The organism is Micromonospora sp. NPDC005237 (assembly GCF_040607775.1).
GTDB lineage: Bacteria > Actinomycetota > Actinomycetes > Mycobacteriales > Micromonosporaceae > Micromonospora.
In genome coordinates this window covers 1-25,824 of record NZ_JBEXHJ010000006.1, presented here as the reverse complement: position 1 = coordinate 25,824, position 25,824 = coordinate 1, and the positions used below count along the sequence as shown (strand labels likewise).

Here is a 25,824-nt window from a genome sequence, read left to right as displayed (position 1 = left end):
CGGTCCAGACAGCCGCAGGGGGAAGAAGGTCGTCCGGCTAGGTGTGGATGGTGACGTCGTGGCGGAACAGATCCGCCGGCCCGGGCATCCGGCTGCCGGGCAGGCTCACCGCGGCGGCGCCCCAGGCCAGGCCCTCAGCGAGGGCGGCGGCACCCTGCGCCCCCGCAGCGAGGAACCCGGCGAGCAGCGCATCGCCGGCACCGACGGTGCTACGGGGCCGGGCGACCGGACAGGTGCCGGTGCGGACCCCTTCGGCGTTGACCAGGACAGCGCCGTCAGCGCCGAGGCTGGCCACGACGGTGCCGGCTCCCCATGCCCGCAGGCACTGAGCGGCATCGACGACATCGCCGAGGTCCTTCAGCGGGGTGCCGACCACTTCGGCCAGTTCGTCGCGGTTGGGCTTGAGCAGGTTCGCCCCAGCCAGAGCGGCCTCGCGCAGGGCAGGACCGCTGGTATCGACGGCGACCCTGACGCCGGCAGCGCGCAGCTTCCGGCACAACTGAGCGTAAGCGTCGGCGGGCAGGCCGGGCGGGACGCTGCCGCACAGCACGACCCAGTCGGCACCGCTGGCGCGGGCGAGCACACGGTCGATCACCTCGTCGAACTCGGCGCGGCACATGGCCGGGCCAGGCTCGTTGATTTTGGTGACCGTGCCGTCGGGCTCGGCCAGGGTGATGTTGGAACGGGTCCGTCCGGAGATCGACACGGCGAGGACCTCCACACCCTCCGCCTGGAGTAGGCGGATGAGCTGATTGCCCTCGTCACCGCCGGACGGCAACACCGCTACCGACGGCACCCCGTTGGCCAGCAGTGCACGGGATACGTTGACGCCCTTGCCGCCGGGGTCAAGGTGAGCTGTGGCAGCCCGGATGACCTCGCCCCGGGTGAGTGAGTCGACCTCCACGGCCCGGTCGAGGCTGGGGTTGAGGGTGACGGTGACGATCATGCGCGTACCACCCGGACATTCGCGGACTCCAGGTCACCGACCAGGTCGACGTCGGCACGGCTGTCGGTGATGAGCAGGTCGACGTCGGCCAGCTCAGCGAACCGGGCGAAGTAATCGTTGCCGAGCTTGGTGTGATCGGCGACCACCACCGTGCGGCGGGCCGCACGAACCATCGCCCGCTTCACCGCAGCCTCGGACGGGTCCGGGGTGGTCAGCCCGCGCTCGACCGAGATGCCGTTGGTCCCGACGAACGCGACGTCGACGTAGAGGTCCGCCAACGGCGACAGCGCCCAGTCGTCGACGGTCGCCAGGGTCTTCCCGCGGACCCGTCCACCCAGCAGCAGGACGTTGAGGTTGGCATAGGTACCGAGGGTCGTGGCGATGACCGGCGAGTTGACCACGACGGTCAGCTCTCGGTCCACCGGCAGCAGCTGGGCCAGCCGGGCGGTCGTGGTGCCGGCGTCGAGGATGATCGCGCCCTCCTCCGGCACCTCGCTCAAGGCGAGCTTGGCGATGCGCTCCTTCTCCTCGATGAGCACCGCGTCACGCGCCGCCAGCGCGGGCTCGAACCCGAGCCGTTCGACCGGAATAGCTCCACCGTGGACTCGACGCAGCACCCCGGCCCGCTCCAGGATGGTGAGATCGCGGCGGATGGTCTCCGACGTCACGTTGAGCCCGTCGGCCAAGCCCGCCACCTCGACCCGGCCCATCTCTCGGGCGATGCGGAGGATCTCCTGCTGTCGTTCTTCGGCGTACATGTTGTTGTTTCACCGCCGTTTCGTTTTGCTTGTGCTTTGTTTACGCCCGACTTTAGGGGAAGTCAAGAGACGGACCACAGAAAGCCACACCGGTCGGCACCTGGCAGGACGAGCGGGACCTAGCTTGATCTTTAACCGTGCTCACGCGGCGTCGGCCCTCGGCTGCGTGGCAGGCGCTGCCGCCTGCGAGCGCGCCCGTAGCTCCAACCCGATCCGCACCGATACGCCAGTAGGGTCATCGGGGCGGCTGCGGCCGCCCCAGCCCACGAGCAACTCAAGCCTCTCCGCGGGGCTCCGCATATGTGGACGTCGCCGTGCGCGTTGTCAGCCGTGCGCGTTGTCAGCAGCAAAGCCGCGCATTCCGGCCCTGCCGAAGCGGTGGAGCGTGAAGCGCGATTAGGGTCTGCGGATGCGGGATGACATCGTTCTGCGGCTGGACCGCGCAACCGCCGAAGATCTGTACGTCACGCTGCACGAGGCCGGAGAGCACATTGCGGCTGGCGCAGCCATCACTCCGCCCACCGCCGAGGAGACCGAGCGGCTGGGCACCCTCCTGCGGGACCTGGGCCACGCACTTGGCCGTCGCTGTTCTCCATACTGCGAGCACCTCTAGTTGGTGGAGAGTCGCACGTATTCAGCGGCAGATGCGCTCAGCTGATCAACCGACTTTGGCGTGGCGAAGCGCATCAACTTTGCGTAGCTTGGCGGCCGCGAGTCTCTCGTCGCGGCATCGCATTTGATGCACAGCGCGGGCGCCATCGTGGTTGGGTGCCGTACACGTCGATCCCATCCTGGGTGCCCCCCGAGCCGCCATAGGTCCGGGCGTCGCGCAGCGCGTCCAGCCGTTCGACGGTCGCCCCGCGGTCCAGTAACGGTAGATACCTGCCGTTGACGCAGGTGGGCGGCAGCGGAAAAGATGCTGGCGGACGGAGGACCTGTTCGCGGGCGATCTCACGTCCCGGGGCACCCGGGACAGCATCGCTACGGTGCGCAGCCACCTGCACACTCTAGGGTCGCTCGCGGTAGAACCGATCCCTGACCCGCCCTATGCGAGTGGAGCAGGTCGATAAGCGGGTTGCATTACCGCGGCAAGCCCCCAGGGGCCTCGGCGGTCTCCGGACCCGGCGGCCGGCATCCCCCGGACCCACTGTGAGAAACACCTTCTGGCCCAGTGGCCAACCGAGCACCGTCCACACAGGGCGGGCCAGAAACTTAAGCCGGTCCTTGACTTTGCAACCCAGGGACCTACAGTTAAGTACATGCTTAAGCATGAGAGGGGGGTGGCGGACCGGGTGTTCCACGCGCTCGCCGACGCGAACCGGCGGGCGGTAATCGAGCGCCTGACCCGCGGTCCGGCGACCGTGAGTGAGCTGGCCGCTCAGCTCGGGGTCACCGTCGCCGCGACAGTCCAGCATCTCCAGGTGCTGCAGGACAGCGAGCTGGTGCGGTCGGAGAAGGTCGGGCGGGTCCGCACCTGCCAGATCGATCCGGCCGGCCTCCGCAACGCCGAGGCGTGGTTGCAGCGCCAGCGCACGGCGTGGGAGCACCGCATGGACCGCCTCGGCGCGGTCCTCGACGACCAGACGAAGGAGCCAGGATCATGACCGACCACTCGGTGAAACACAGTACGTTCACGCTGGAGCGCAGCTACGCCGCCTCGGCCGCGGCGGTCTTCGCGGCCTGGTCCGACCGCGACACCAAGGCGAAGTGGTTCGCGGCCGAGGACGGCCACTATTCGCTGGACTTCCGAGTCGGCGGCACCGAGGCCGTGCACGGCGGCGGCCTCGTCGCGAAGAGCGAATACCACGACATCGTGCCCAACGAGCGCATCGTCTACACCACGGCCCTGTTCATCGACGAGGTCCTGTCGACCGTGTCGCTTACCACCGTGCGGTTCACCCATGACGGCGACGGGACCCTCCTGATGCTCACCGAACAGGGCACCTTCCTGGACGACCGGGAACAGCCCGAGTGGCGCGAGCAGGGCACCGCCGACTGGCTGGAGGCCCTCGGCGGTCAGGTGGCCCAGCGATGACGGCGGACCGCGAACGGCAGATCCGCGCGCTGTTGGAGACCCGCACCCGCGCCTTCGGCCGCCGTGACGCCACAACCGCGGCCGCCGGCTACGACCACGATCTCGTGTTGTACGACGTGATCGGCCCATTCGTTCGCCGTGGCGAGGACCCGGCCGACCGGTTGGAGAACTGGATCGCCTCGTACCGCACGCCGATCGGGCACGAGATCCGTGACCTGGAAATCACCGCCGGAGCGGATCTCGCGTTCTGCCACTTCCTGGTCCGGATCAGCGGCACGATGCGGGACGGCACCGAGGTCGGCATGTGGGTGCGCGCGACGAGCTGCCTGCGCCGGCAGGACGGCGCTTGGACAATCGTCCACGAGCACGCGTCGGTGCCGTTCGACGCCGACACCGGCCACGCCGTCCTTCGTGGTGAGCTCTGATGACCCTCTAAGTGCGGGTTTGAGATGGGTTGATCAGGTCCAGGTGAAGGCGCGGCGGGCTTGACGGCGTGCCGGTTGGCCGCAGGTGATGCGGCGTGTGATGCCGGCGATGGCGGCCCAGCGGATGAGCGCTTTGGAGACGGCCGGGTGGTGTTCGTAGTCGCGGGCCAGTCGGCGGCAGACGGTGAGCCGTGTCCACCACGATCGAACCGACATCGTGGTACGCCACCCTGCTCGCGGCCACCGTCAACATCACACCCACGGCCACCTGGCTCGAGGTCGCGGTCTGGGTGGCGTACGCGGCCGGTGTGCTGTTCCTGTAACTCCGCCCGGCCCGGCCGCGGACGGCTATGGAGCCACCGGCCGACGAAGCATCCCGCCGGCAACCAGTTCCAGAGTGAGCCCGACGACGATCGCCTCCGCCGCCAGCAACGCGATCAGCACCAGCAGCTGAGTGGCGCCGGCCTGCACGGCGGAGCCACCGCCGAGCAGCACTCCGACGAAAGCACCGGGCAGCGTGACCAGACCCACGGTCCGGGTCTGGTCCAGGGCCTGACCGGCGACAGGCCGGCACACCTCGAGCGCGGCCTCGCGAGGCAGGAAGCCGAGCGCCAACGCCGCCTCGTACTCGCCCTTCCGATCCCGTAACTCATTGGAGTCCGACGGTTAGACAGCGACGTCGCGGTCATCGCGCCGCCGATCAGGATGCCGGCGATCGGCAGGACCGCCACCTCGGTCAGCGGCATCGTTCCGGCCCCGACGATCAGCGCGCCGACCGGCAGCGCCCCGGCCGTGATCGGGATGATCGCGAGCCACCCGAGCCGGAACGTGCTCACCCTGCGGGCCGCGGTGACGCCGGCGACCAGCAGCATCACCGCGAGGAACCCGGCAGTGGCCCACCAGGAACGCAGCACGGCGGCGATCAGCAACGAGACGACCACCAGCTGCAGGATCGCCCGGAGCGACGCCGTCACGCCCCCACGGCTTTCCCCGAGCCGGGCGACCAGCGCCACCAGCACGACGGGCCAGCGTGGGTCCGGCGGAGATCGTTCCCTGATTCACCAGAGCACCCACGCATTGAGAGAAGAGACGGGCTCTACGTTCTGGTGCGCTTGCCTGTTCGTGGCCGCGAGCGCGAGCCCGAACCGCGCGGCGGCCACCACTTCGAGGACCGCCACACCGCCGATGATTGCCCCAGCGACGATGTCCCTCGGATAGTGCACGCCGACCCAGATCCGGGCGAAGCCGATCGCCAGCGCCGCGACGGCCAGCACGACACCCCAGCGGCGGCCCAGGAACGCGTACACGCCGAACGCCAGCGTAAACGCCGCCGTTGCGTGATCGCTGGGCAGCGAGACACCGGGGTCGTGCGCGATGAGCTGGTGCACCTGATGGCTCTGGAACGGCCGCCCCTGGGCGCTGATGTGTGAGAGCACGACGGCGAACCCGAACGCCAGAACGAGCGCGGCGCCGAGCTGGACCACCGGGCGGATCCGACGGTCGAGCAGGGCCCGGCCCCCGAGCACGGCGGCGACCGCGAAACCCGGATAGATCAACCAGGTCGCGGCGAACTCCATCACGTCGTCTACGCTGTCGGCCCGACCCGCGGCGCCGTTGATCAGTTCGACGAGCTGATAGTTCACGCTGGCCAATCTCCCTGGGTGGCGCATTTAAGAGGTGCTGAAAGCCGTGGGCCGGCCCATCCCAGCGGGGGCACTGAGATGGGCAGGCGGCCTGGGTCGGCGTGGAGTCACACGCCGTCGAATTGGTTCAGGGTGGTGGTGAGGGCCCGCAGGTTGGCGGAGCAGTCGGCTGGGCTCGGCTGTCCGGCTCGCAGCGAGGTCAGGACGGCATCGATTTCGCTGTCGAGCCTGTGCCAACTCGCCGGATCGCGGGGTTTGAGGCCGGCCTCGGCGTCGTCCCAGCGCACCTCCAGGTCCTTGGCACGGGTCCGGCCACCCGCGAGGTCGTTACGGGCAACCATGGCCTGCATGTCGCCGGCGATCCTGGCGAAGCCGGTCAGGTCTCCCAGGCGGGTAGTGGGGTGCACCAGCTGGGCGGCAGCCTGCGTCGCCCCGTCGGGCTGAGCGACGGTGACGGTCTGCGCGTCCGTGCTGCCTGCCCCCGGGCGGAGGGCGCTGAGGCCGAAGCCGGCGATGACGACAGCCGCGACACCGGCGGCCGCCCAGGCGTAGTCCGGGCGGCGTCCGCCGAGCGGACCGTCACCCTTGGCCGCCACCCCGTGCCGATTGGCCAGCACCTGCTCCCGGCCAACCAGCACCAGGATGACCGCGAAGAACAGCAGGCTGGTCGCGCTGGCGCCCAGGTCGAGGCCACCGAAGTCCTTGGACTGGGTCAGCAGGTCGCCCAGGGACGCGCCGAGCGGGCGGGTGAGGACGTACGCGATCCAGAACGTCAGCACGGTGGAAGCGCCGGCGCGGTTGCCGATCCAGGTGAGCAGGATGAGGCCGCCGAAGATCAGTGTGCCGTTGCGGAAGCCCAGGCTGAGCGCCTCGGTGGCCAGGTCGCCGGCCGCGGTGCCGAGTGCGAACGTGGTGAGGATCGCGGCCCAGTAGAAGCCCTCGCGCCGCGGTGTGTCGATCGAGGTGATCGCCAGAGTGCGCTCCTGGCGATACCAGATCATGAAGACCACGGCCAGGATGACCGAGAAGACCGCGGTGCTGACGTACAGGCTGACGCCGAGGGTGTCGGTGAAGAAGTCGGTGATCTGGGTGCCGACGATGCTGACGAGCACCACGCACAGCCAGTAGATCCACGGGGTGTACTTGCGCGTTCGGAACTGCACGGTGAGCGCGGCGGCGAGCACGGCGATCATCACCGCGGTGGTGACGAGCGGGCCGAGCCCCACGTTGACGGAGAGGTAGTCGGCGAACGTCTCCCCGATCGTGGTCGACAGGACTTTGATGACCCAGAACGTGGCGGTGATCGCCGGCACCTTGGTCAGCCAGCCCCGCGAACGCGTTGCCAGGTACTCCATGGAAACTCCAGTCGACGCTCGGACGACCGCGGTCGGCGGCCGGTGACGTCGACCAAGGTGCGGCATGCGGCCTGAAAACTTGCTGAGGACCACGACGGGCGGATATCCGGGGGAAAGGCTAATTTTCCGGGGTGAGCAGGTTGCTGGTCGTGGAGGACGACACCGGACCATGCCCTGGGCGTTTCCGATCGACCGTCGGCCGTTCATTCTGATCACGGACCTCATGGGCCTCGCGAGGAGAGCCCGGGAGCGAGCGGTGTACCGACGGGTCAAGGAAGAGAAGGGAAAGCCGGCGGAGCCAGCGCAGCCGTGGGAGAGGGCCGCAGTAGAGCTTGACGCCCAGTTGTGGGCGTCGCTGTACCGCCCCGGCGTGGACGCGCTGGCGTTGGCACGCCGAGTCGTCGAGGTTCAGGCGGCCTACGACGAGTCCAGTCAGGCCAGGCAGGGCAAGCAGCGGTGGACCCGAATCGGCTGTACGAATCGCTCTTCGCCAGTCTGGGGGACGGCGCCCTGCAACCAGACGATCCAGAGGACTCCGGCCGCAGGTGGGCGAACGAGCGGGCGACCGCTCGGGACTGACGCTCATGCCGGACGTCCAGCTGGGCCCGTCAATTCAGCCTGGCAGAGCGACTACCGTCGGCGAGTGCTCGATCCCACGATCATCTTCGACACCTCCGGTCCGTTGGAAAACCCGCTCACCGACGAGCTTCTGCGTGAGGTGCAGGCGCAGCTCGGACACAAGCTACCCGCTGCGTACGTCGACCTGGCCCGGCGCCACAACGGCGGGGTGCTGGCCCGGGACGCCCACCCCTCGCCCAGCCGGACCTCCTGGTCGGCAGGCCACGTGGCGGTGTACACACTGGCGGCGATCGGTCACACCGCCTCCTTCAGCCTGTGCGGCGAACTCGAGAACGCGTTCTGGATGACGGAGTGGGGCTACCCCGACATCGGCGTCTACATCGCCGACTGCCCCTCAGCGGGCCACGACATGATCGCTCTCGACTACCGATCCCCCGGCGAGCCGACGGTCGTACACGTCGACCAGGAGTGGGACTACCAGATCACCGTCATCGCCCCCGACTTCGAGACGTTCCTGGGCGGCCTCGTCGACGCGGCCGAGTTCGACGGAGACGACTGACCGCGCGTCACCGGCCTTCCATCCCGAGTGCCGCCCACCACCTGACGATTGAGCAGGTCACGGGCGGGGTAGTGCCCGTTCTCGCGGAAGATCAAGCGGCGGCCGTCCCCGGTCCGCTGGGCGGAAGGGGGTATCACCGGTGCGGACGTGGGGGCGCGACGCCGTCGCGCGGTTGCGGGGCGACGGGATGACCGTGGTCGAGCTGACCGCCGCCGCGGTGGTCGCCTGGATCGTGGCAGCGGTGGTGATCCGTCACCCGGACCCGTTCTACGCCCCGACCGCCGCGCTCGTCGTGCTCGGTGAGTCCCGCGGTCGACGGCTGCGTCAGACCGTCGAGATCCTGCTCGCCGTGGCCGCCGCCGTGCTCGTCGCGGAGCTGCTGGTGTACGCGCTGGGCCCGGGCACCGGCACGGTCCTGCTGGTGCTGGTACTGACCACCACGACGCTCGTGGTGATCGGTGCCCGCCGTGCCCTGGTCGTGCAGGCCACCGTCTCGGCCATGTACCTGGTCGTGGTCGCCGCACCGCACGGGACGCTGATGCCGTTCCGCTTCGTCGACGCGCTCATCGGCGGCGCGGTCGCGTTGGCCGCCAGCCAGCTGATGACCGCCCGCGACCCGCTGGCGCCGCTGGTGGCCCAGGCTCGGTGCAGCTACACCGACCTGGCCGACCTGCTCGATGAGGTGAACGCGGCGCTGCAGGGCTGCGACGAGGATGCCGCCCGCGCCGCGCTGGACCAAGCCCGGCAGGTGGACGACTGCGTCGCCCAGCTGCAGACCGCCGTGCTCGCCACCGATGAGACGCTGCGGCTGGGGCTGCGCCGCCGGCACCTGGGCAAGCTCGCCGACGTGGAAGGGACGCTGCGGCAGCTCGACTACGCCGCCCGCAACATCCGGGTGCTGGCCCGGGCCGCTGTGACCCTGACCCGCCGGCACACCGCCACACCGCCGGAGCTGGCCGCCGCGATTGGCGCGCTGACCGCCGCCGTACGGTCGGCCGGGGAGGCGCTGGCCAGCGACCTGAGCGGCGCCGACGCCGACCGGCATGCGCAGCGGGCCGACGCGGTGGCCCTGGAAGCGGTCCGGATCGCCGCGGGCCTGCTGCGGTCCGATCCGCCGCTGCCGGTCACCATGATCGTCGGACAGATCCGGGCGACCGCCATCGACCTGCTGCGCGGCGTCGGCCACGACGACATGACGGTGCTGGACCGGGTGGACGAGGCGCTCGGCCTGAGCCGGGCTTGACGCCTGTCGTCCGGCCGGAGACAACGATCCGCGCCACAACGTGATGCCGCGTCACAGCGTCCGGCGCCACCGCCTGGCGGCGACCGACGACGGCGTGGCGTTGCCCGACTCCACGTTCTCGCTGTTCGCGAACGATCGTCCGGGTATGCGTCGGGGGTTACGCTGACCCGGTGGCGAGGGACAAGTGGGCCCAGTGGCTCCTTGCCCGCCGGGACGGCAACAGCGCGGGCCTGCGCGCCCGTAACGCCCTGGATCTGGCGGCGTTCCGTGATGGCGTCCTTGAGGGAGCCGGGCTGGTGGCCGACGACGTGGTCCTCGACGTGGGCTGCGGGACGGGACTGATCGCGTTCGGCGCGCTGGATCGGCTCGGCCCGGACGGCCGAGTCATCTTCAGCGATGTCTCACCGGATGTGCTCGACGAGTGCCGGCGCACCGCCGGTGGCGACGAGCGGTGCAACTTTGTGGTCGCGCCGGCCGATGACCTCGCCGGAATCGCTGACGCCTCTGTCGACGTCGTGACCACTCGCTCGGTGCTCATCTACTCCGACCGCAAGACCGCCGCCTTCGCGGAGTTCTTCCGGGTCCTGCGGCCGGGCGGACGGATGTCCCTGTTCGAGCCCATCAACGGCTTCGCGGAGCGGCTCCGGCCCGATGATCTGTTCGGCTTGGGCAACTCGCCCGTCAACGACCTGATCGCCAAGGTCAGCGACGTCTACCGGAGCACCACCGCGGAAACCACCCGACCGATGATGGACTTCGACGAGCGTGACCTGGTCGACTGGGCAGTATCCGCCGGCTTCGAGGCGGTGGAGCTGAGCTACCGCGCCCAGGTCGACGTGCCCGCCGACCCGATCGGGGACTGGGAGGCACTCAAGCGAGTGGCACCCAACCCCCTGGTCCCCACGTACGGCGAAGCGATCGCCGCCGCCCTGACCGACGACGATCGCGAGCGCCTCGACACATACATGACCGCCCTGGCCGCGGCCGGTACGCCGACGCGGCGCACGATGGCCACGGTGTTCCTTCGCGCACGGCGTCCACACGGGTACCGCTGAGGACGTACCGCGTCGCCCCGCATTCACTGACCCGACGGACACACGTCTTGCGCTGGCCCGGTCGTCCTCAGCAGGACCACCGCCTCGCCCCCTTCAACCATCGCGAGCCCGAGCTGCAATCGCGCTGATTGCGACAGGCACGGAGGCCTGTCAGTCGCGACGGCCGTCGGTCAGGTGGAGGTGACGTAGTCCCGGACCAAAGGCGGCGACATGCTCCGCTGTGCCGTGGCGCGCGACGGCCCCTGCCGAGCCGCCCCCTGGCGGGCATCGGGGAGGTCCGCACACTCGGCCAGCAGCCGACTCCTCAGTGCATCCGTCTGCTCCCCTAATATTGGCACGACACCGCCGGCAGCCGTCACCGAGCACGGTCAACTTGATCAGCGCCTGACGCCCTTGGGTCGGGCCGGCCTCCTGCTTCGAGGTGCCATCGCGACGCCGTGCAGGCTGAGGTGAGCGTGTCGGCCTCGTCTCGGGCGGCGTCCTGGTTCGGCAAAGCAGCTTGGAGGACCTCCTCCTTGATCTCACTGGCCGCGCCCCCTATCGACCGACGCGCGGGACGCGACCCGTTTGTCCGGCACGGCAATGGGTACCCGCCGGTCCAGCCGACAGGACGATTGGCAGAGGTGGGGCGTGAGCATGGCGGAGGACGAGCAGTACGAGCGGGGTCTTGAGGCGCTGCGACAGGCCGACGGCGGCGCCGCGCAAAGACTCCTGGAAGCCCTCGCCGACGTCTCGCCCGAGCTCAGCCGTCGCTCCGTCGCCTGGTCCTACGGGGATCTCTACGTCCGGCCCCAGCTCGCGCGCCGGGACCGGGAGCTGCTCACCCTCGGCATTCTGACCGGCCTCGGTGATGCCGGGGCCCAGCTAGAAGTGCACGTCAACGGGGCACTCAACGCGGGCCTGACGCCGTCGGAGATAGTCGAGGCGCTGCTGCAGGCGGTGGTCTACTGCGGCGTGCCGCGGGCCGTCAACGCCACGCTCGTCGCCAAGAAGGTCTTCGCAGAGCGCAACCTGCTACCTGTCCCGGCAAGCCCCACCCCGGCCGGCTGACCTCGCCGTCGTCGCTCACGCGTCGCCGACACAGCTGATAGCGCCCGCTCACGTCGCCCGGTCTGCTGCCGGCCCGAGGCGACGGTGCCGCGCCCGAACGGCGGCACCAGGGGCTGCCTTAATCTCGCTTAGCACCATCGTGAACTGCTTCCGCTTTTCGAGGGCCTGACCGGGGCACGACGAAGGCAGCGGCGTCGCCGCTCCGAGCGGTAGGAGCGGAGCGTCGGCCGCTCACGCCGATCGGTAGGCGGTCAGCGAGCAAACAGCGGGCTGCGCCGTCGACGATGAGACGTGGTAGCAGTACCTGAACATCGAGAACCTCAACATGCTCAACTGGCCATGTGGTCAGCGCCCGGTCTCGAATGACGGAACTGCGGCGAACCCCATCAAGCTGACCCGCAACGCTCCACATCGATCTACAGCACGCCTACAAACGTAGTCTTACAACTCCTAATGAAAATGATGTTGTGGGGCGGTTTCGTGCGTGGCATCGCTTGATCAGCTCCGAGGCATCCCACCATGCGGACTGTTGACGATGAGCGGCACGCTGTCTGGTGCCAGGAAATGGTGACCCTCGAAGTACTCCAGGTGAACGTGGCCGCCGTCGTCCATGCTGGCTACATCGTGTAGCAGGTCGGCGAGGAGCGACCGGCTTTCCGCGCCACCGTGGATGCTGAGATAGCTGCGATCGTCGACACCAATAACGACGGGGCCCTGCGTCACTTCGATGAGCACACCCCGTAGATGCCGAGGGTGAGCGGACGGCGCAAGGCTCAGCTCGCCTCCGCTTGCTACCAGGTCAGCGAGGTGACAAAGGTCTGCCCGGCCACTCGCGACGTCGACGCCTTCGGCGGCAGAATAGTAGTCAAGCTTCACCCCGCAACCGTAGGCTGCCGCGCCTATCTAGTGCCTTGACCACGAACGTTCACGGTGTTGGATGACACGCCGCTCGGCTGGACGCCCGGTCAGTCGGTCGTCGTGATGGCTGACCGGAGGCGGTTGAGCGCCTCCGCGCGCACACCGGCCAGAACCGGCTCGCCGGTCAGCACGGCGGGCCGCACGGGGACCTCGCGCGGCATCGGTGTTGTCGCCGAGCGGATGCTACCGATCAGGGCAGGGCCCCACGAACCGCCAACAACGATCTCCTGCGGGTCGGCAAGCGCGACCACGGCGGCGACGACACCGGCAACGGCCTGGCCGATGAGCTCCCGCGTCGCGGGGTCGCTGTCGAGGAGCCGCTCGACGTCGATCGCGGTCGAGCCGTCGCGGCGCAGACCCAGCTCGCCGAAGACCTCGATCAACCGGACCGCGCGACCACCCGGCCCGACGGTAAGCAGGTGGGCGATCTCACCGGTCAGGCCGGTATGCCCGCGGCGGACCTCGCCGTCGCTGACGATCGCACAGCCCAGCCCTTCACCCAAGTAGAGGTAAGCGAAGTCGCGGGCGGTGTTCCGCTCGGCCAGCGCCGCCCAGTTCACGTCGTTGTCGACGACGACCGGGCCGCCCGCCTGCGGCGCGAGGACGGCGACCGGGTCGAGGTCACCGACCAGGAAAGGTGAGTCGGGCAGCTGCACCAGGCGGCCGGTGGCGCGATCTACCGGGTCAGCCGCGCTGACGACGGCCAGCCGGGCCGGCCGGCCGGCTGCGGCGAGAACCTCGACGGTCGCGGCGGCCAGCGCATCGGCAGCCTGGCTCGGGCGGGCCGGCCGGTCGATCGGCCGGACCGCGCGCGACACCGTGTCACCGTAGATGTCCAGGCACTCCGCCACGACACCCTCCGGAGCGATGACGACGGCCAGCGCCACGCCCACCGCCGGCGCGAGCGCGTAGTACGAGCCCACCCGACCGCGACCGCGACCACCCGGGGTGCGCTCACCTGTGTCGGCCACCAGGCCGCGTTCGGTCAGCCGGCGCACGCTCTCCCCCGCGGTCGGCTTGGAGATGCCGATCTCGACGGCCAGCTCGGCGCGAGTAAGTCGACGGTGCTGCATCAACGCGCGAAGCACGTGCTCGTCGGTGAGCGACCGGACGATCTCCTGCGACGGCAAGGTGGGCTCCACGCCAACATTCTAGTCAGGGCTATTGCCTAGAAGAGGCTCGACCCAGTAAAGTCTTTCAAGTAATGGGGGCTAACTAGAAGGAGACGCCGTGTCGACCAGCACCACACTGCCGCACTGGGAGCAGACCCCCGCCGACCTCAAAGCGGCCACCCGGGAGATCAAGGCCGCGCTGCGCGCCCGGATCGAGGCCTCCGGGCGTACGGTCGATGAGGTTTTCGCCGTCGTCGAACAGCGGGTCCAGGCCGCCGTCGATGACATCAACGCCGCCCGCCGTCGCGGCGAGAGCGTCTGGCCGGTCATCGACTACGCCGACATCGCGAACTGCACCGTCACCGCCGGGCAACTCGACCTGCTGCGCCGCCGCGGCTGCCTGGTCGTGCGTGGCCACTTCGACCGCGACCAGGCCCTCGCGTGGGACCAGGACATCGTCGACTACGTCGAGAGCAACAACTTCTTCGAGAACTACCGCGGCCCCGGCGACGACTTCTTCGGCAGCGTCGGCTCCAAGCCCGAGATCTACCCGATCTACTGGTCGCCCGCACAGATGCAGGCCCGCCAGAGCGACCGGATGGCGGCCGTCCAGGCCTTCCTCAACAGCCAGTGGAAGTCGGAGTCTGACGGCGTGCAGTGGTTCGACCCGAACAGGGATTCGCTTTACCCCGACCGCATCCGCCGCCGCCCCGAGGGCGCCGACTCCGCCGGCCTAGGCACCCACCTCGACCCCGGCACCCTGGACCTGTGGATGACCAGGGCCTACCAGCAGGCGTTCCGGCACCTGTTCGACGGCAGCGTCGAACAGTACGACCCGTGGGACGCCGCGCACCGCACCGACGGCCCGCAGTACCCCGGCACCACCATGTGCTCGGCATTCCGCACCTTCCAGGGCTGGACCGCCCTGTCTGACATGGCCCACGACCAGGGCGTGCTGCACACCGTGCCGATTCCCGAGGCTATGGCGTACCTGATGCTGCGCCCGCTGCTGTCTGACGTCCCCGACGACGACATGTGTGGCGTCACCGTCAACCAGGTCTTCCCGGCTGGCCACAAGTGGCACGCTCCGCTCATGGAGGCACTGGCCGGCATCCCCGACGTGCAGGCCGGTGACTCGGTCTGGTGGCACGCCGACATGATCCATAGTGTCGCGCCGGTCGAGTCGCAGAAGGGCTGGGGCAACGTCATGTACATCCCCGCCGCACCGTGGTGCCCCCGCAACGAGAAGTACGCCGCCAACGTCCGCGAGGCGTTCCTCAGCGGATCGAGCCCTTCGGACTTCCCCGCCGAGGACTACGAGCGCGAATGGCCCAACCGCTTCCAGCCCGAAGACCTCAACGAAACCGGCCGCCGCGGCCTCGGAATCGCCTAGACATCCACGAACGCTGCACGACTCTTTCCGGCCCCTGGGATCTGCGCCGTTGATCGGCATCCGGACCCACAACGAGGATGGAGGCGTCAGCGGGCACGCCGGCGGTTCAAAATCCCATGGACAAACTTAAAGCCCTGACCAGCGTTTCCGCTGGTCAGGGCTTTTTCTCTGTCGGGACGGCCGGATTCGAACCGACGACCCCTTGACCCCCAGTTTTACAACGATTCTGTCACGCCGTGCCGGGATAGGTTGAAACATTCCTAGAAGGGGACAAGAACGGCGGACACAAATGCCGCTCCATGCCGTGGATCACCGCCTCATCCACCTATGGCGATCCCCTCCGCTACCGGGCTCGTTACCGCGGATCGTCAAGCGCTTCTCGTGCCAAGAAGTCCGGACGAACTTTTGTCTTGCACGACCGCCAGCGGCTCCAACCACCGGTCTGTAGACCGACGGGTCCGCGGTGCTGGGGCGTCCGGTGTCCCCCGGGGCCAGCGAAGGCACCGCCGCGAGCCGCGGCACATCAATCGCTCCAGACGAACTGGCGGCCACTGCGGCCGGGCTGAGCGCGCACTATCCAGGGTAGGGCCAGCGGCGCTCATGCAGCAGTTGCGTCCAGCCGTCGGCCTCGATTACCCAGGTACGCGGCTCACACAGCGGGTCATCGAGACTGGCGATCTCTCGACCGGCCGGATCTCGGGCCACCAGCCGCATCAACCGCTCGCAACTGCTTCGCAGCGGGATCAATGCCGAGCTCGTGGCAAACACGCTATGGGTGATGGGGACGCCGCCCGTCTCCTCAACCGTCAGCTCGAACTCCAGATGATTCTCCACTACGAACGATTCCGCACTGTGGTCACGCTCCGTCAGCGGACCGCCGAACTGTCGTACCCAGCCGACGGCACAGGCGCAAATCACTACCACGATCGTGAGGAGCACGGCGAGGATCGGCCACCAGCGCCGATGTTGGCCTGGTTTCCGGGACGCTGGTGGTGTTGTCATCGTCTCTCCCGCCGGGCGCCGGGGACGGTCGCCAGTTGCGAGCCCTCCCCGGACGGGGACCAGGTCAGCCTTGGCGACGCGCCAATGTCCCGGCCGTCGACGGCGAGTATCGCGGTGAACGGCGTGCCCTGCGCTTTCCCGTCTGGCGTGCCGGGCTTGCCGAACGCGTACAACGGTGCGTCTGTCCACGTTGGTCACGGCCGTTAGTGCGGCGGCCTGCGAGGTGGTCAACGCCGTAGTAGATGTCGAACGCCTTGGACTGCCCCGGCTCAAAGCTGCCAAGCTTCAGATCGATCAGAGCCCCGGTGTTTTCTGGCCCGAAGTCTGAAAATAGTCCGGTGGTCCCGAGATCTGTGAATGCGTTCTGCGGATTGGGGTCGGCGAAGCCATCATTGGTGATCCCGCCGACGTAGGACGGCACGGCCCCGTCCCGGGAGGCGAAGGTGCTGTAGAAGCCGGCCAGGTCCGGCAACATGTCCCAGTCCACCGCCCGCCGGTAGTGCACCATCCCCGAACTGCCCACGGTGCGGGTACTAGCTTGATCTTTAACCTGGGGTTGGTTTGTATCGACCCCGGCTGATCATGGCCGCAGCCCTTGATTGATCATTCTTCTTGTCTAGGGAAGAAGATCGGGATCAAGGGCTGCGGGATGATCAGTGTGCATGACAAGGTGGTCGACGTCAGTGGCGTCTCCACCGCCGACGGCGCCCGGGTGACGCAGTGGGACTGGCTCGGCGCAGCGAACCAGCAGTGGCGGCTCGCCTGGGCCGGCTTCGGCGCCTTCGCCCTGCACGGCCGGCACAGCGACAAGGTCCTCGAGGTGTCCGATCGGTCCACCGCCGATGGAGTACCCGTCACGCAGTGGTCCGACCTGAGCCTCGCCAACCATCGGCGGCGCGTCATTCCTGGCACCTGAGCCGTTCCGAGCAGGTCGGTCAGTATCATCGCGAAAGGCCGTCGAGCACGACAGGCAGTGCCGTCCACGTCGCTGGTGACCTCGCCCGTTGTCGGCTCGGCGAGGCCGCTATCCGACAGACACTGTGCGCACGCGTCGCGACGTCCTACAACAGACTTATGCCAGACAGTCAGACCGTCGATGCCTTCAAGTTCGTCGCTGTACGTCCGCCGCAACTGGTCGGGCAACGTGAGGCGGCCCTCGGCCTGATCACCGACCAGCGCAGAGCCCCCGGCGGCGGGTCGCTCGCCGGCAACGATGATGGCGAGTCCACGCGGCACCCGGACCCGCGGCTGGCCGCGCTGGCCGAAGCGGCCCGCGCGCTGGCCGACCACTTCGGCGCGCAGCCCGGCGGCGACCCGCTGGGCGACGCGGACGCGGAACTGCGTGACGTGCGCGCCTTGGCCGACCGCGATGCCGCCGAGCTGGCCGGGACGGCTTGGGACGCGCTGTACCGGGCGTATCGTCAGGGCCCGGCGGCCGGACCCGACCTGGAGACGCCGACGGCCGCGCTGCGGGCACTGCACTTCGCCGCACTGTGGCGCGCCGACGCGGCAACCACCGCCGCCGACGCGGTGACCGCGCTGGGCGCCACCCCGGTTGTGCCCGCGGAGCTCGCGGTCGTCGAGGCGCCCGAGACCACACGCTGGCGCGGCTCCGCCTCGGTGGCAGGGCACGCCGAGGTGTCCGACGAGCCGGTCCGCGCGCTTCTGCGGGAGGTCGCGGCGACCCGCACACTGCTGGACGCCGTACGGGCGAACGCCGCGCCAATCCGCGAGCGGGTGCTGTCGGAGGAGCCAACCCAGCACGGCGACGTGTTCCGCAACCGGATCACGCTGGGACGCGTGGCGAGCATGGCCCGGATATTCGATGGCAACCTGCCCGAGGAAGCGCGGAGCGTCGCGGCCCGTCTACGGATCGGGGAGGCCACCGCGGTTCCGACGGCGACCGCGACCGCTCAAACGCACCTGACCACGCTGCTGCGGAGGGTGGACGCTCTGCGTGACGACCCGGCGCTGCGGCGCGAATTCCGGGCGCTGTCGGGCACGCTCGATCTGCACGACGTGGGCACCATCGCGCCGGGCCTGGACCTCCCGCCGATCTTCGATGCCGACCCCGACCCGGGCACCAGCCCCGACGTGGATGTCAGCGGCCGGATCCGGCCACTGGGCGTCGGCGACCTGAAGGTGGTCAAGCAGACCCTGCTCGGGTACGCCCCGGGAGAAGTTGCACACATAGAGAACGTGCTCAAGGGCGAGCACCGCGAGCGGGTGCACCGCATGCTGGACCGGGTCGAGACCACTTACTTCGAGTCGTCGGAGGAGGTGAACGAGACCGAGCGTGACCAGCAGTCCACCGACCGGTTCGAGCTGAAGAAGGAGGCGGACCGAACCGTCAAGGAGGACATGAGCGTGCAGGCCGGAGTGACGGTGACCGCCGCCTTCGGGCCGGTCGTCACCACCGCGCACGGCGACTTCGCCTACGCGACATCCAAGCAGGAGTCGACCAGAAGCAGCTCGAACTTCGCCCGCGATGTGGTCGACCGCTCCGTCACAAAGATTCAGAAGAAGGTGAAGACCGAGCGCACCACCAAGACCTTCCACGAGGTCGAGGAGACCAATACCCACGGCGTCGACAACGCCCAGGGCGCCGCGCACATCACCGGCGTCTACCGCTGGGTGGACAAGCGCTACCGGGCACAGGTCTACAACTACGGCCGGCGGCTGATGCTGGAGTTCATCGTGCCGCAGCCGGCGGCCTATTGGCTCGCCTCGCAGCTGCGGCCGAAGACCGTGGTGGGCGCTGAGCCGCCGATACCGCTCGTCAACGCTAAGAACCAGCCGCTGACCGCCGCCGACCTCGACGAGTCGAACTACCAGACGTTCGCCAGCCGCTACAACGCCCAGGGAATCACCACGCCGCCGCTGGAATGGACGTACGCGGCGACGTCGTTCGAGCAGAGTGGCGTCGACAACGGCAAGACCGTATCGAAGATGCTCAAGGACCTGGTCGTGCCGGACGGCTACACCATGATCTACTACATCGCCAACGTGTCGCTGATCTACGTGGTCGGCGGGCCACGGTTCTCGATCCAAATCGGTGACGACGCCGCCGAACTCATCGCCAGCACCGCGGTCAAGCAGGGCGGAGTGCACACCCTGGGGTGGGCGCAGTCCTCGGAGACCTTCGACAACCCGACAGGGCCCATGGCGGTCAGCTGCATCGGGTACGACATCAACGCGTACTCGGTCAACGTCGGCATCAACTGCTACCGGAACGACGCGCACCTGCAGGACTGGCAGAACAAAACCTTCGAGAAGATCAGCACAGCCTACCTGGCCATGAAGACGGCGTACGACCAGAAGGTGGCCCAGGCCGGCGCGCCGGAGGGGGCCGTGGTGATCCAGGGCCGTAACCCGGCCACCAATCGGGAGATCGAGCGCACCGAGCTAAAGAAGCTGTGTGTCACCATGATGACCGGCAGTCACCTCAGCGACTACAACGCGATGACGGACCCGGCGGACGCCCCGGCGAAGCTGCCCGAGGTCGACGTGTACGAGGCGATGGCAGAGGGCCCGGTCATCCAGTTCTTCGAACAGGCCTTCGACTGGCCGCAGATGACCTACCTGTTTTATCCGTACTTCTGGGGCCGCAAGACCAAGTGGACCGAGGCCAGCAACCGCTCCGACATCGACCCGTTGTTCGCCCAGTTCAAGCAGGCAGGCGCGGCCAGGGTGGTGGTCCCGGTGTCGCCCGCATACAACCTGGCGGTCGCGTACTTCCTGGCTCGCAGGAGCCCTCGGCTGGCCGACCGGGTCTGGCTCGGCGGCGAGCCGCCAACCATCGACGACCCGCTGTACAAGTCGGTCGCCGACGAGGTGCGGGCGCAGACCGACGACCTGGCCGGCGCGTTGCCCGAGGGCAGCCCGTGGGAGTTCACCGTGCCGACCACGCTGGTGTGGTTGCAGGAAGGCCCCGAACTCCCCGTCTACCCAGCCTGACTCGATGGCCATCGACCTGGGCCCCTACCGGCGAATGCTGACCTCGGCTCGTGTCGAGTTCGAGGCCGGCATGACCGGCGGCAGGGCGAGCGCCTTCGAGCTGGCCGTGCTGCGCGGCGGGGTCGCCATCATGGCCGAAGATCTCGCTCGGCGGCCTGACTCCCTTGCCGCATACGAGCATCGCAAGGAGGGCGGTCTCTCCGGCCCGGAGCTGTGGAAGGTCACCGCGCGGCGGCAGGCGGCAGCCCCGCTGCGCCGCCGTGAGCTGACCCCGGAAGCCTTCACCGCCAAGAACAACGAATACCTGGCGCTGATGCGGATGCTGCGCGAACGCGCCACCATGCCCACGCACCTGGTCGTCGATCGCACCCGCAAGCGCGTACTGCTGGTACAGGAACACGACCGGGCATCGGCGGTGCCAGGATCTCCGGTGCCTCCCACGCCTTCTGTTCCCGACGCCCTCGACGCCATTGCGGCGACCCTGGCCGCGTGGGTGATGGCGCACCAGGGCGACGACGACTTTCTCACCCTGCCCGCGGCCGAGGGTATGAGCCGGATGCTGGCACAGCGCCAGGACCTGCTGGTCACGCTGCGGATAGCCCAGCAGCAGCCCACCGACACCAATTCCTTCCCGCTGCCCGTCGAACACCGTCCGGCGGTGCTGGAGGTCGTCGAGTTCGGCATCGCCCTCATCCCGGTCGTCGGCACCGCGGTTGCGATCTTCGAGGCGGCCTTCGGGTACGACATCTTCGGCTACGAGCTGACCGAGGTCGACCGGTGCATCATCGCCGCGGGCGTGCTGCTGCCGTTCGCCTCCCGGTTCGTCAAGGGCGGTCGGGCGCTCTACACCGCAGCGCGGATGGAGCGGCTGTACGGGCTCGGCGCCGCACGCTGGAGCCTCGCCCTGGCTGCGGGTGAGAAGGTCAGCGAGGACGTCACTGGGCGCCTCGCCATCTCCGAGGCCCGGACCCTGATCGCGGCGGGAAAGAAGGTCGATTCGGCGCTGGCGGCGAGGGCCGTCACCGCGCTGGAGAGGATGGGCGTCAAGCGGGGCAGCCCGCGGGGCATGTCCATCGCCACGTACGTCGCCGACTCGTTGAAGAAGCTCGTCAGCGGCACGGCAGTGCTCAGCGAGCTGGACCATCTGGCGCTGATGCGGGTCGTTGAGAAGGGCCCGAACATTAACCTGATGAAGGGGCAGCTGCTGGAGGAGTTCCTGGAGGCGCGGATCGCGGCGTGGCTGCGTGATCCCGCCGGGGCGCGTGCCCTGGGCATCCACATCCCCGCGCCCCAGACGCTGGAGTTCATCCCGGGCCACATGATCCGCGACGCGTCGGGACGCCAGCTCACCGACGGCATCCTGGCCCACCGGCAGAACGGTGAGCTGATCATCGTCGCCATCTTCGAGGCCAAGGCAGGCAGGCACGCCGCCCGGGAGTTGAAGATCGCCTCCGGCGGCATCAGTTCCCTGTCCCAGGCTGAGCGCGCCGAGCTGCGCGCGTACGCCCGTGACGTGCTGCGCGCCCGCAACAACCGGGCCCGGCTGCGCGGCGAAAAGTTCCCCACCAGGGCCGACGAGGTCGACGCGGCCCTGGACAGGATCGAGCGTGAGGTCGTGCTAAGCGAGGAGGGCGGGCAGGTCCGCCGCGACATCGAGCGGCTGGCGGCCAATGAGGACGGTACCGCGGCAGTGGTCCAGGTCGGTGAGGAGTTCCTGCCGGTGCGGGTCTCCCCGAAGGACACAAAGGTCTTCGGTGTACTTCCCAGGGATGTGCCGGTGGGGAACATGCAGGAGCAGCTCACGGGACTGGGCTACAACTTCGAGGTGCTCGGAATGAATGTGACGCAGAAGGAGCTGGTCGACCTGTCCAACAGCCTGCGCATCCACGTGCCGCCGGAGCACCTGCTGGGCCCGGCTCCCCTGCTCCCCCGCGGCGTGCCCGGCCAGGCCGTCCCGGTGCCCGCCACCGGCCAGCCGAAGTAGCAGCCCCACCGAACAGGCCCCATCCGGCAGCCAACCAGTCCTGTCGGCGTACGGGTCCAAATGCACAAGCAGGTACGGCTGGAGCGTACAGAGGTCGACGCTCCAGAAGGGGCGACGACGTCTGTCGAGCACCTTCCCATGTCGCATGACGGACCGCCCTGCCGACTACAATCCGTCACCGCTGGGGTGGTCGCGCTCGCGCCGGATCGCGGCTAGAAGCGGATGTCTCGGTATCTGGTGGTGATGCTGGTGACGGGCGACAATGAGCCGGTCGGGTGAGGCAAAGCGGACAGGGGCAACCGGTGGAGCGATTCGCGGTCGTGGTCGGCGCCGGCTCGTTCAGATCAGATGACGGTGGTGCGATCGGGTTCCCTCACCGCTGGACACCTGAGGGCGTCACGGTCGAGGCGGACTTCACCGGGGCACACCTGTTGCACCTCGCCGCGGCTGGCTGCGTCCTGAACGACATATATCGGGAGGCAGGCGAACTCGGCATCCGGATCGACGGGGTACGTGTATCGGCCGAGGGAGGTTTCGACACGCAGACGTGGATATCCAGCGGCATCACCTACCAGGTCGAGTTGAGCTCGCCCGCGTCCGGCGACGAACTTGCCACGCTGCTGGATCGTGTCGACGATGTCGCCGAGATACCGCGGGCGATTCGAGCCGGGACCACGGTACAAAGAAGCTGACACGCCTCTCGACTCTCACATCACCAGCGGTCACGCCGGGCATCGCGCGAGGAGAGGCTAAAAGGGGCATGGGTGGGCGCCTCCTCGGCATCCGGGTCCCGGTGCTGACCGCGTTCCACCCGCACCCCCACATCGACTACTTCCTGACGCACATCTTCTGCCACCCGGACCAGGTCGAGCGGACCAGGCGCGGCCGCGGACGAGCTGGTAGCCCAGCTCGCCGCCGAGGGCACCCCCCCTCGGCGCTGCATAGGGTGCACCGTCACCGATCGTCGACCCTGGCACCATCCACGTCATGCGCGGCGACCCGCTCCACCAGGCGCTAACAGCGAAGCAGACCAGGCTCATCTGACCCACGTACGAAAGGGTCCGGTCCGGGCCCACCGCGGTGATCCGGCGAACACGGTGGTGCCCTGTACCGTGCCAAAAATTGTGTTGCAGGCTATGAGCTGCGGATTTGTGAGCGGATCAAGCGGCCCTGTGATACTCGTTGATGAGGCCACCAAGGATGCGGCGCCGGCGGATCGGCTTGTCGATCGCGACGACCGCGCCGCCGGGGTCGTAGTCGGGTGGATGCTGCTCCAGGCCCTGGTGTGGCCGGTGCCAGTCGAAGTGGTCCTCATAGTCACGGAGCACCGTGCGGGCGTGCTGTTCGTTGTAGATCAACATCCGGTCGGTGCACTCGGTCCGGACGCTGCGCACCAACACGCCCTAATCATCCCGCAGGCGCTTCAGTCGGAGGCCGATGCGTCGACGGTGGTGCCAACGGGCCTTTCGTCCTACCTTTGCTGCGGCTTTTGTCGGGACTGATAGAGTTTCAGACTTCGGCACAAGATAGATGAGTCGAAATCCTTGACTGAGTGCCTGTGTTGCCGGTTAATGACATCTACATGTCGGCTGCGTTCACCCTCCCGGGTGGTCGACGACGTCGGCGCATCGTCGAATCGATTCGACTACAGCCGGCACATACGCCATGGCTCGGAGTCATACGGCTGTCGGGTGAGTCGCAGGAGGTTACCGTGCATCGTACGAACGTCCGCTGGGGTGACCGATTGTCGGCGCCGGCCAGAGGGCTGGCCGCGACCGTGGCGCTCGGCCTGACCCTGACGCTGGGCGGCCTGACCCTGGCGACCCCCGGTTCGGCCCTGGCCGCGCCGGCCGCGACGCAGAGTGTCGCGGCCGCCGGACTTGACGGTGTGGCGGCCGGTAACGGCGCGATCGCCTCGGTCGATCTGAGCGGGACGTGGAGCTTCACGCCCTCGGGTCGGGGAACGACCTCGATCACGGTGCCTGGTGGCGGCTGGTACAAGCAGGGCTTCACCGAGGTGAACGAGGCGGTGTACTCGCGCAGCATCACCGTGCCGGACTCGGGGCAGCCGCAGTCGACCTGGATCGAGTTCGGCGCCGTCAACCACCAGGCGACACTCTCCGTCGACGGCCGCGTGGTCGCGACCCAGACAACGGCGTTCACCCCGTCGAACTTCGACATCAGTGGCTACGCCGCACCGGGCACCACCCATACGATCAGCGTGCAGGTGAAGGGCCGCGGTGCGTTGAAGTCGTCCGACGGCAAGTACCTGGTCCCGGTGGCGGCCGACTGGTCCGAGGCGATACCGCAGGGCATTTACCGGTCCGCGTCCCTGCGGGTGTACCCGGCGGTGTATGTCAGCGACGCGTTCGTCCGTACCTCGGTGGCGAACCGCACCCTCAGCTACGACGTGTCGGTAACCAACTCCTCGGCCGCGACCAGAACGGTCGCCCTCAGCGGGTCGCTCGCGTCCGACGGCGCGGGCTCTTTCAGCTACCCGCAGCTGCCGCAGCGGACCGTGACGGTGGCGGCCCGTTCGACGGCGAAGGTCACGGTGGGCCCCGTGGCGTGGGACCTCGGCACCACCTCGTACTGGTGGCCCAATGTGCCGTACCGGTCCGGATACCGGCCCCAACTGCACCGCCTGGCGATCCACGCCACCGTTGACGACGGCCGCACCAGTGACGCCACGTACCGCTTCGGGTTCCGGGAGAGCACGCAGAACGGCGAGTACTACTACCTCAACGGCGTGCGGGTGAACTTCCGAGGCGACAGCCTGCAGGGCGCCGACTACGACCGGGTCAACTACGGCGGGAAGGGCGACGCGTACGACACCCTGCCCGGCTTCCTGCCGCCGTCGTCTGGCAACGGCGGCTGGCCCGAGGCGGTGAACAACTACCAGCGTCTCAACTACAACGTGGTACGCATGCACATGGAACCGGCCAGCCCGTACATGCTCGACGTGGCCGACGAGATGGGCCTGATGGTCATCGACGAGACCGCCATCCGCAGCGGTGCCCAGGACTTCGTGTCCGGACGCAACAACATGGTGGCCCACGCTCGTGCGCTGACCCTGCGCGACCGCAACCATCCGGCGATCATCCGCTGGAGCCAGATCAACGAGCCCAGCTTCAACAACAACGACTCGCAGCAGTTCCAACAGGACCTGTACGCGGCGATGAACGGCAACGACGGCACCCGGCCGATCAGCATCGACGCCGCTCCGGGCGCGGACTCGGCCAGCCGGTACCCGGCCATGAACTACTCCAACTTCGCCATTTTCGCGCACTACCTGGACGGTGTCGGCCGGTACGGCGAGGCCCTGAATCGCAATTCCGGGCGTCCGGACGGCGAAGGCGAGTACATCTGGCCCGCCTGCAGCACCAGGCAGGGCTTCACGTGGTTCGCCACCGCAACTGCTGCCAAGCGCGGCAAGGACGCCAGCGACCTGCGCCCCTACACGCTGCTGTCTGCCTGGGCCAGCGTGGTGCCGGGCGTGAGAACCACCGACTTCACCACGGAGGAGGGCACTCGCCCGGTCTACGGCGCGGACAATCTGACCGACCCGTGGAGCAACGCACAGATCCAGCGCGTGCAGGCGGCGTTCAACCCGGTGGCCGCGGTCGACCTCCCCTACTGGTCCGCCTCCGGCAATTCGGACTCGAACGGCACCTTCCCGCTGCCGCAGGCGGTACCCAGCTACGCCCGCAACGCCACTGTGACCCGCAACATCACCGTCTTCAACGACGACTTCACCAACACCTCGGTGGGCTTCACCTGGACCGCCCGGCTCGACAGCCCGACCGGCAC

The 25,824-nt window shown here is 68.5% G+C and carries 25 protein-coding genes and 1 pseudogene; 15 read left to right on the top strand and 11 right to left on the bottom strand.

Translation table 11 applies throughout. The annotated features are described in order from the left end of the window. Positions 1 to 37 precede the first annotated feature (37 nt). Both pfkB and ABZT87_RS17350 read right to left on the bottom strand, forming a co-directional pair. On the bottom strand, positions 38 to 946 hold the full coding sequence (pfkB, locus tag ABZT87_RS17355; protein WP_355136550.1) for a 1-phosphofructokinase: 909 nt from the start codon (positions 944 to 946) through the stop codon (positions 38 to 40). Then, positions 943 to 1,704, bottom strand: coding sequence for a DeoR/GlpR family DNA-binding transcription regulator (locus ABZT87_RS17350; protein ID WP_354855661.1), 762 nt, complete (start codon positions 1,702 to 1,704; stop codon positions 943 to 945). The genes pfkB and ABZT87_RS17350 overlap by 4 nt, the downstream gene beginning before the upstream one ends. Before the next feature lie 409 nt (positions 1,705 to 2,113). Here ABZT87_RS17350 and ABZT87_RS17345 point away from each other — a divergent pair, with 409 nt between their 5' ends. The 5 genes from ABZT87_RS17345 (at position 2,114) to ABZT87_RS17325 (ending at position 4,487) form a co-directional block, all read left to right on the top strand. Beyond that, the gene (locus ABZT87_RS17345) at positions 2,114 to 2,317 is read left to right on the top strand and encodes a hypothetical protein (protein ID WP_355136548.1); all 204 of its coding nucleotides are present in this window, start codon (positions 2,114 to 2,116) and stop codon (positions 2,315 to 2,317) included. A 646-nt stretch (positions 2,318 to 2,963) separates the two neighbouring features. Beyond that, on the top strand, positions 2,964 to 3,308 hold the full coding sequence (locus ABZT87_RS17340) for a metalloregulator ArsR/SmtB family transcription factor (RefSeq protein WP_355136546.1): 345 nt from the start codon (positions 2,964 to 2,966) through the stop codon (positions 3,306 to 3,308). Continuing rightward, positions 3,305 to 3,739, top strand: coding sequence for an SRPBCC domain-containing protein (locus tag ABZT87_RS17335; RefSeq protein WP_355136544.1), 435 nt, complete (start codon positions 3,305 to 3,307; stop codon positions 3,737 to 3,739). The genes ABZT87_RS17340 and ABZT87_RS17335 overlap by 4 nt, the downstream gene beginning before the upstream one ends. Then, complete coding sequence (locus tag ABZT87_RS17330; protein ID WP_355136542.1) at positions 3,736 to 4,164, top strand: nuclear transport factor 2 family protein; 429 nt, start codon at positions 3,736 to 3,738, stop codon at positions 4,162 to 4,164. Before ABZT87_RS17335 ends, ABZT87_RS17330 begins: the two co-directional genes overlap by 4 nt. Before the next feature lie 191 nt (positions 4,165 to 4,355). Then, a complete protein-coding gene (locus ABZT87_RS17325) occupies positions 4,356 to 4,487 on the top strand; it encodes a hypothetical protein (protein WP_355136540.1) in 132 nt (43 codons plus the stop codon). 25 nt (positions 4,488 to 4,512) lie between these two features. Here the strand turns inward: ABZT87_RS17325 and ABZT87_RS17320 are convergent, their stop codons facing one another. The 4 genes and pseudogenes from ABZT87_RS17320 to ABZT87_RS17305 all read right to left on the bottom strand — a co-directional run bounded on the left by ABZT87_RS17320 (position 4,513) and on the right by ABZT87_RS17305 (position 7,162). Beyond that, positions 4,513 to 4,779: an ABC transporter permease gene (locus tag ABZT87_RS17320; RefSeq protein WP_355065907.1), complete on the bottom strand. Its 267-nt coding sequence runs from the start codon at positions 4,777 to 4,779 to the stop codon at positions 4,513 to 4,515. Positions 4,780 to 4,883: 104 nt separating this feature from the next. Continuing rightward, positions 4,884 to 5,138 (bottom strand): annotated as a pseudogene (locus ABZT87_RS17315) (ABC transporter permease); the annotation flags it as partial. Between the two features lie 84 nt (positions 5,139 to 5,222). Then, positions 5,223 to 5,807: a phosphatase PAP2 family protein gene (locus ABZT87_RS17310; RefSeq protein WP_355065905.1), complete on the bottom strand. Its 585-nt coding sequence runs from the start codon at positions 5,805 to 5,807 to the stop codon at positions 5,223 to 5,225. A 107-nt stretch (positions 5,808 to 5,914) separates the two neighbouring features. Next, the gene (locus ABZT87_RS17305; protein ID WP_355136538.1) at positions 5,915 to 7,162 is read right to left on the bottom strand and encodes a hypothetical protein; all 1,248 of its coding nucleotides are present in this window, start codon (positions 7,160 to 7,162) and stop codon (positions 5,915 to 5,917) included. 643 nt (positions 7,163 to 7,805) lie between these two features. Between ABZT87_RS17305 and ABZT87_RS17300 the strand changes: the two genes are divergently transcribed. From ABZT87_RS17300 to ABZT87_RS17285, 4 genes are all read left to right on the top strand, one after another. Continuing rightward, positions 7,806 to 8,300, top strand: a complete 495-nt coding sequence (locus ABZT87_RS17300) for an SMI1/KNR4 family protein (protein WP_355136536.1) — start codon at positions 7,806 to 7,808, stop codon at positions 8,298 to 8,300. A 139-nt stretch (positions 8,301 to 8,439) separates the two neighbouring features. After that, positions 8,440 to 9,543: an FUSC family protein gene (locus tag ABZT87_RS17295; protein ID WP_355136534.1), complete on the top strand. Its 1,104-nt coding sequence runs from the start codon at positions 8,440 to 8,442 to the stop codon at positions 9,541 to 9,543. Between the two features lie 170 nt (positions 9,544 to 9,713). Next, positions 9,714 to 10,598, top strand: a complete 885-nt coding sequence (locus ABZT87_RS17290; RefSeq protein WP_355065897.1) for a class I SAM-dependent methyltransferase — start codon at positions 9,714 to 9,716, stop codon at positions 10,596 to 10,598. 636 nt (positions 10,599 to 11,234) lie between these two features. Further along, positions 11,235 to 11,648 (top strand): carboxymuconolactone decarboxylase family protein, encoded by a 414-nt coding sequence (locus ABZT87_RS17285; protein WP_354855690.1) that lies wholly within the window; start codon positions 11,235 to 11,237, stop codon positions 11,646 to 11,648. Between the two features lie 498 nt (positions 11,649 to 12,146). On the opposite strand, the gene ABZT87_RS17280 is transcribed toward ABZT87_RS17285, so the two are convergent. Together ABZT87_RS17280 and ABZT87_RS17275 are read right to left on the bottom strand one after the other, a co-directional pair. Next, entirely contained in the window at positions 12,147 to 12,524 is a 378-nt protein-coding gene (locus ABZT87_RS17280) for a hypothetical protein (RefSeq protein WP_355136532.1), read from the bottom strand. Positions 12,525 to 12,613: 89 nt separating this feature from the next. Then, on the bottom strand, positions 12,614 to 13,708 hold the full coding sequence (locus ABZT87_RS17275) for an ROK family transcriptional regulator (RefSeq protein WP_355136530.1): 1,095 nt from the start codon (positions 13,706 to 13,708) through the stop codon (positions 12,614 to 12,616). Positions 13,709 to 13,796: 88 nt separating this feature from the next. Between ABZT87_RS17275 and ABZT87_RS17270 the strand changes: the two genes are divergently transcribed. Beyond that, on the top strand, positions 13,797 to 15,071 hold the full coding sequence (locus ABZT87_RS17270) for a DUF1479 domain-containing protein (protein ID WP_354855669.1): 1,275 nt from the start codon (positions 13,797 to 13,799) through the stop codon (positions 15,069 to 15,071). Positions 15,072 to 15,644: 573 nt separating this feature from the next. Here ABZT87_RS17270 and ABZT87_RS17265 read toward each other — a convergent pair. Next, positions 15,645 to 16,010 carry a hypothetical protein gene (locus tag ABZT87_RS17265; RefSeq protein ID WP_355136528.1) on the bottom strand — a complete coding sequence of 122 codons (366 nt, stop codon included), beginning with the start codon at positions 16,008 to 16,010 and terminating at the stop codon, positions 15,645 to 15,647. A gap of 127 nt (positions 16,011 to 16,137) precedes the next feature. Next, positions 16,138 to 16,560 (bottom strand): hypothetical protein, encoded by a 423-nt coding sequence (locus ABZT87_RS17260; protein WP_355136526.1) that lies wholly within the window; start codon positions 16,558 to 16,560, stop codon positions 16,138 to 16,140. Between the two features lie 162 nt (positions 16,561 to 16,722). Here ABZT87_RS17260 and ABZT87_RS17255 point away from each other — a divergent pair, with 162 nt between their 5' ends. The 4 genes from ABZT87_RS17255 (at position 16,723) to ABZT87_RS17240 (ending at position 22,706) form a co-directional block, all read left to right on the top strand. After that, positions 16,723 to 16,989 carry an RICIN domain-containing protein gene (locus ABZT87_RS17255; RefSeq protein WP_355136524.1) on the top strand — a complete coding sequence of 89 codons (267 nt, stop codon included), beginning with the start codon at positions 16,723 to 16,725 and terminating at the stop codon, positions 16,987 to 16,989. A gap of 158 nt (positions 16,990 to 17,147) precedes the next feature. Further along, the gene (locus tag ABZT87_RS17250) at positions 17,148 to 20,030 is read left to right on the top strand and encodes a hypothetical protein (RefSeq protein ID WP_355136522.1); all 2,883 of its coding nucleotides are present in this window, start codon (positions 17,148 to 17,150) and stop codon (positions 20,028 to 20,030) included. 4 nt (positions 20,031 to 20,034) lie between these two features. Then, positions 20,035 to 22,014, top strand: coding sequence for a pre-toxin TG domain-containing protein (locus ABZT87_RS17245; protein ID WP_355136520.1), 1,980 nt, complete (start codon positions 20,035 to 20,037; stop codon positions 22,012 to 22,014). 302 nt (positions 22,015 to 22,316) lie between these two features. Beyond that, the gene (locus tag ABZT87_RS17240) at positions 22,317 to 22,706 is read left to right on the top strand and encodes an OsmC family protein (RefSeq protein ID WP_354855674.1); all 390 of its coding nucleotides are present in this window, start codon (positions 22,317 to 22,319) and stop codon (positions 22,704 to 22,706) included. 468 nt (positions 22,707 to 23,174) lie between these two features. On the opposite strand, the gene ABZT87_RS17235 is transcribed toward ABZT87_RS17240, so the two are convergent. Further along, on the bottom strand, positions 23,175 to 23,414 hold the full coding sequence (locus tag ABZT87_RS17235) for an integrase core domain-containing protein (RefSeq protein WP_355136518.1): 240 nt from the start codon (positions 23,412 to 23,414) through the stop codon (positions 23,175 to 23,177). Positions 23,415 to 23,725: 311 nt separating this feature from the next. Here ABZT87_RS17235 and ABZT87_RS17230 point away from each other — a divergent pair. Beyond that, positions 23,726 to 25,824 (top strand): glycoside hydrolase family 2 TIM barrel-domain containing protein (locus ABZT87_RS17230; protein ID WP_355136516.1); only part of this gene is annotated, 2,099 nt, incomplete at its 3' end.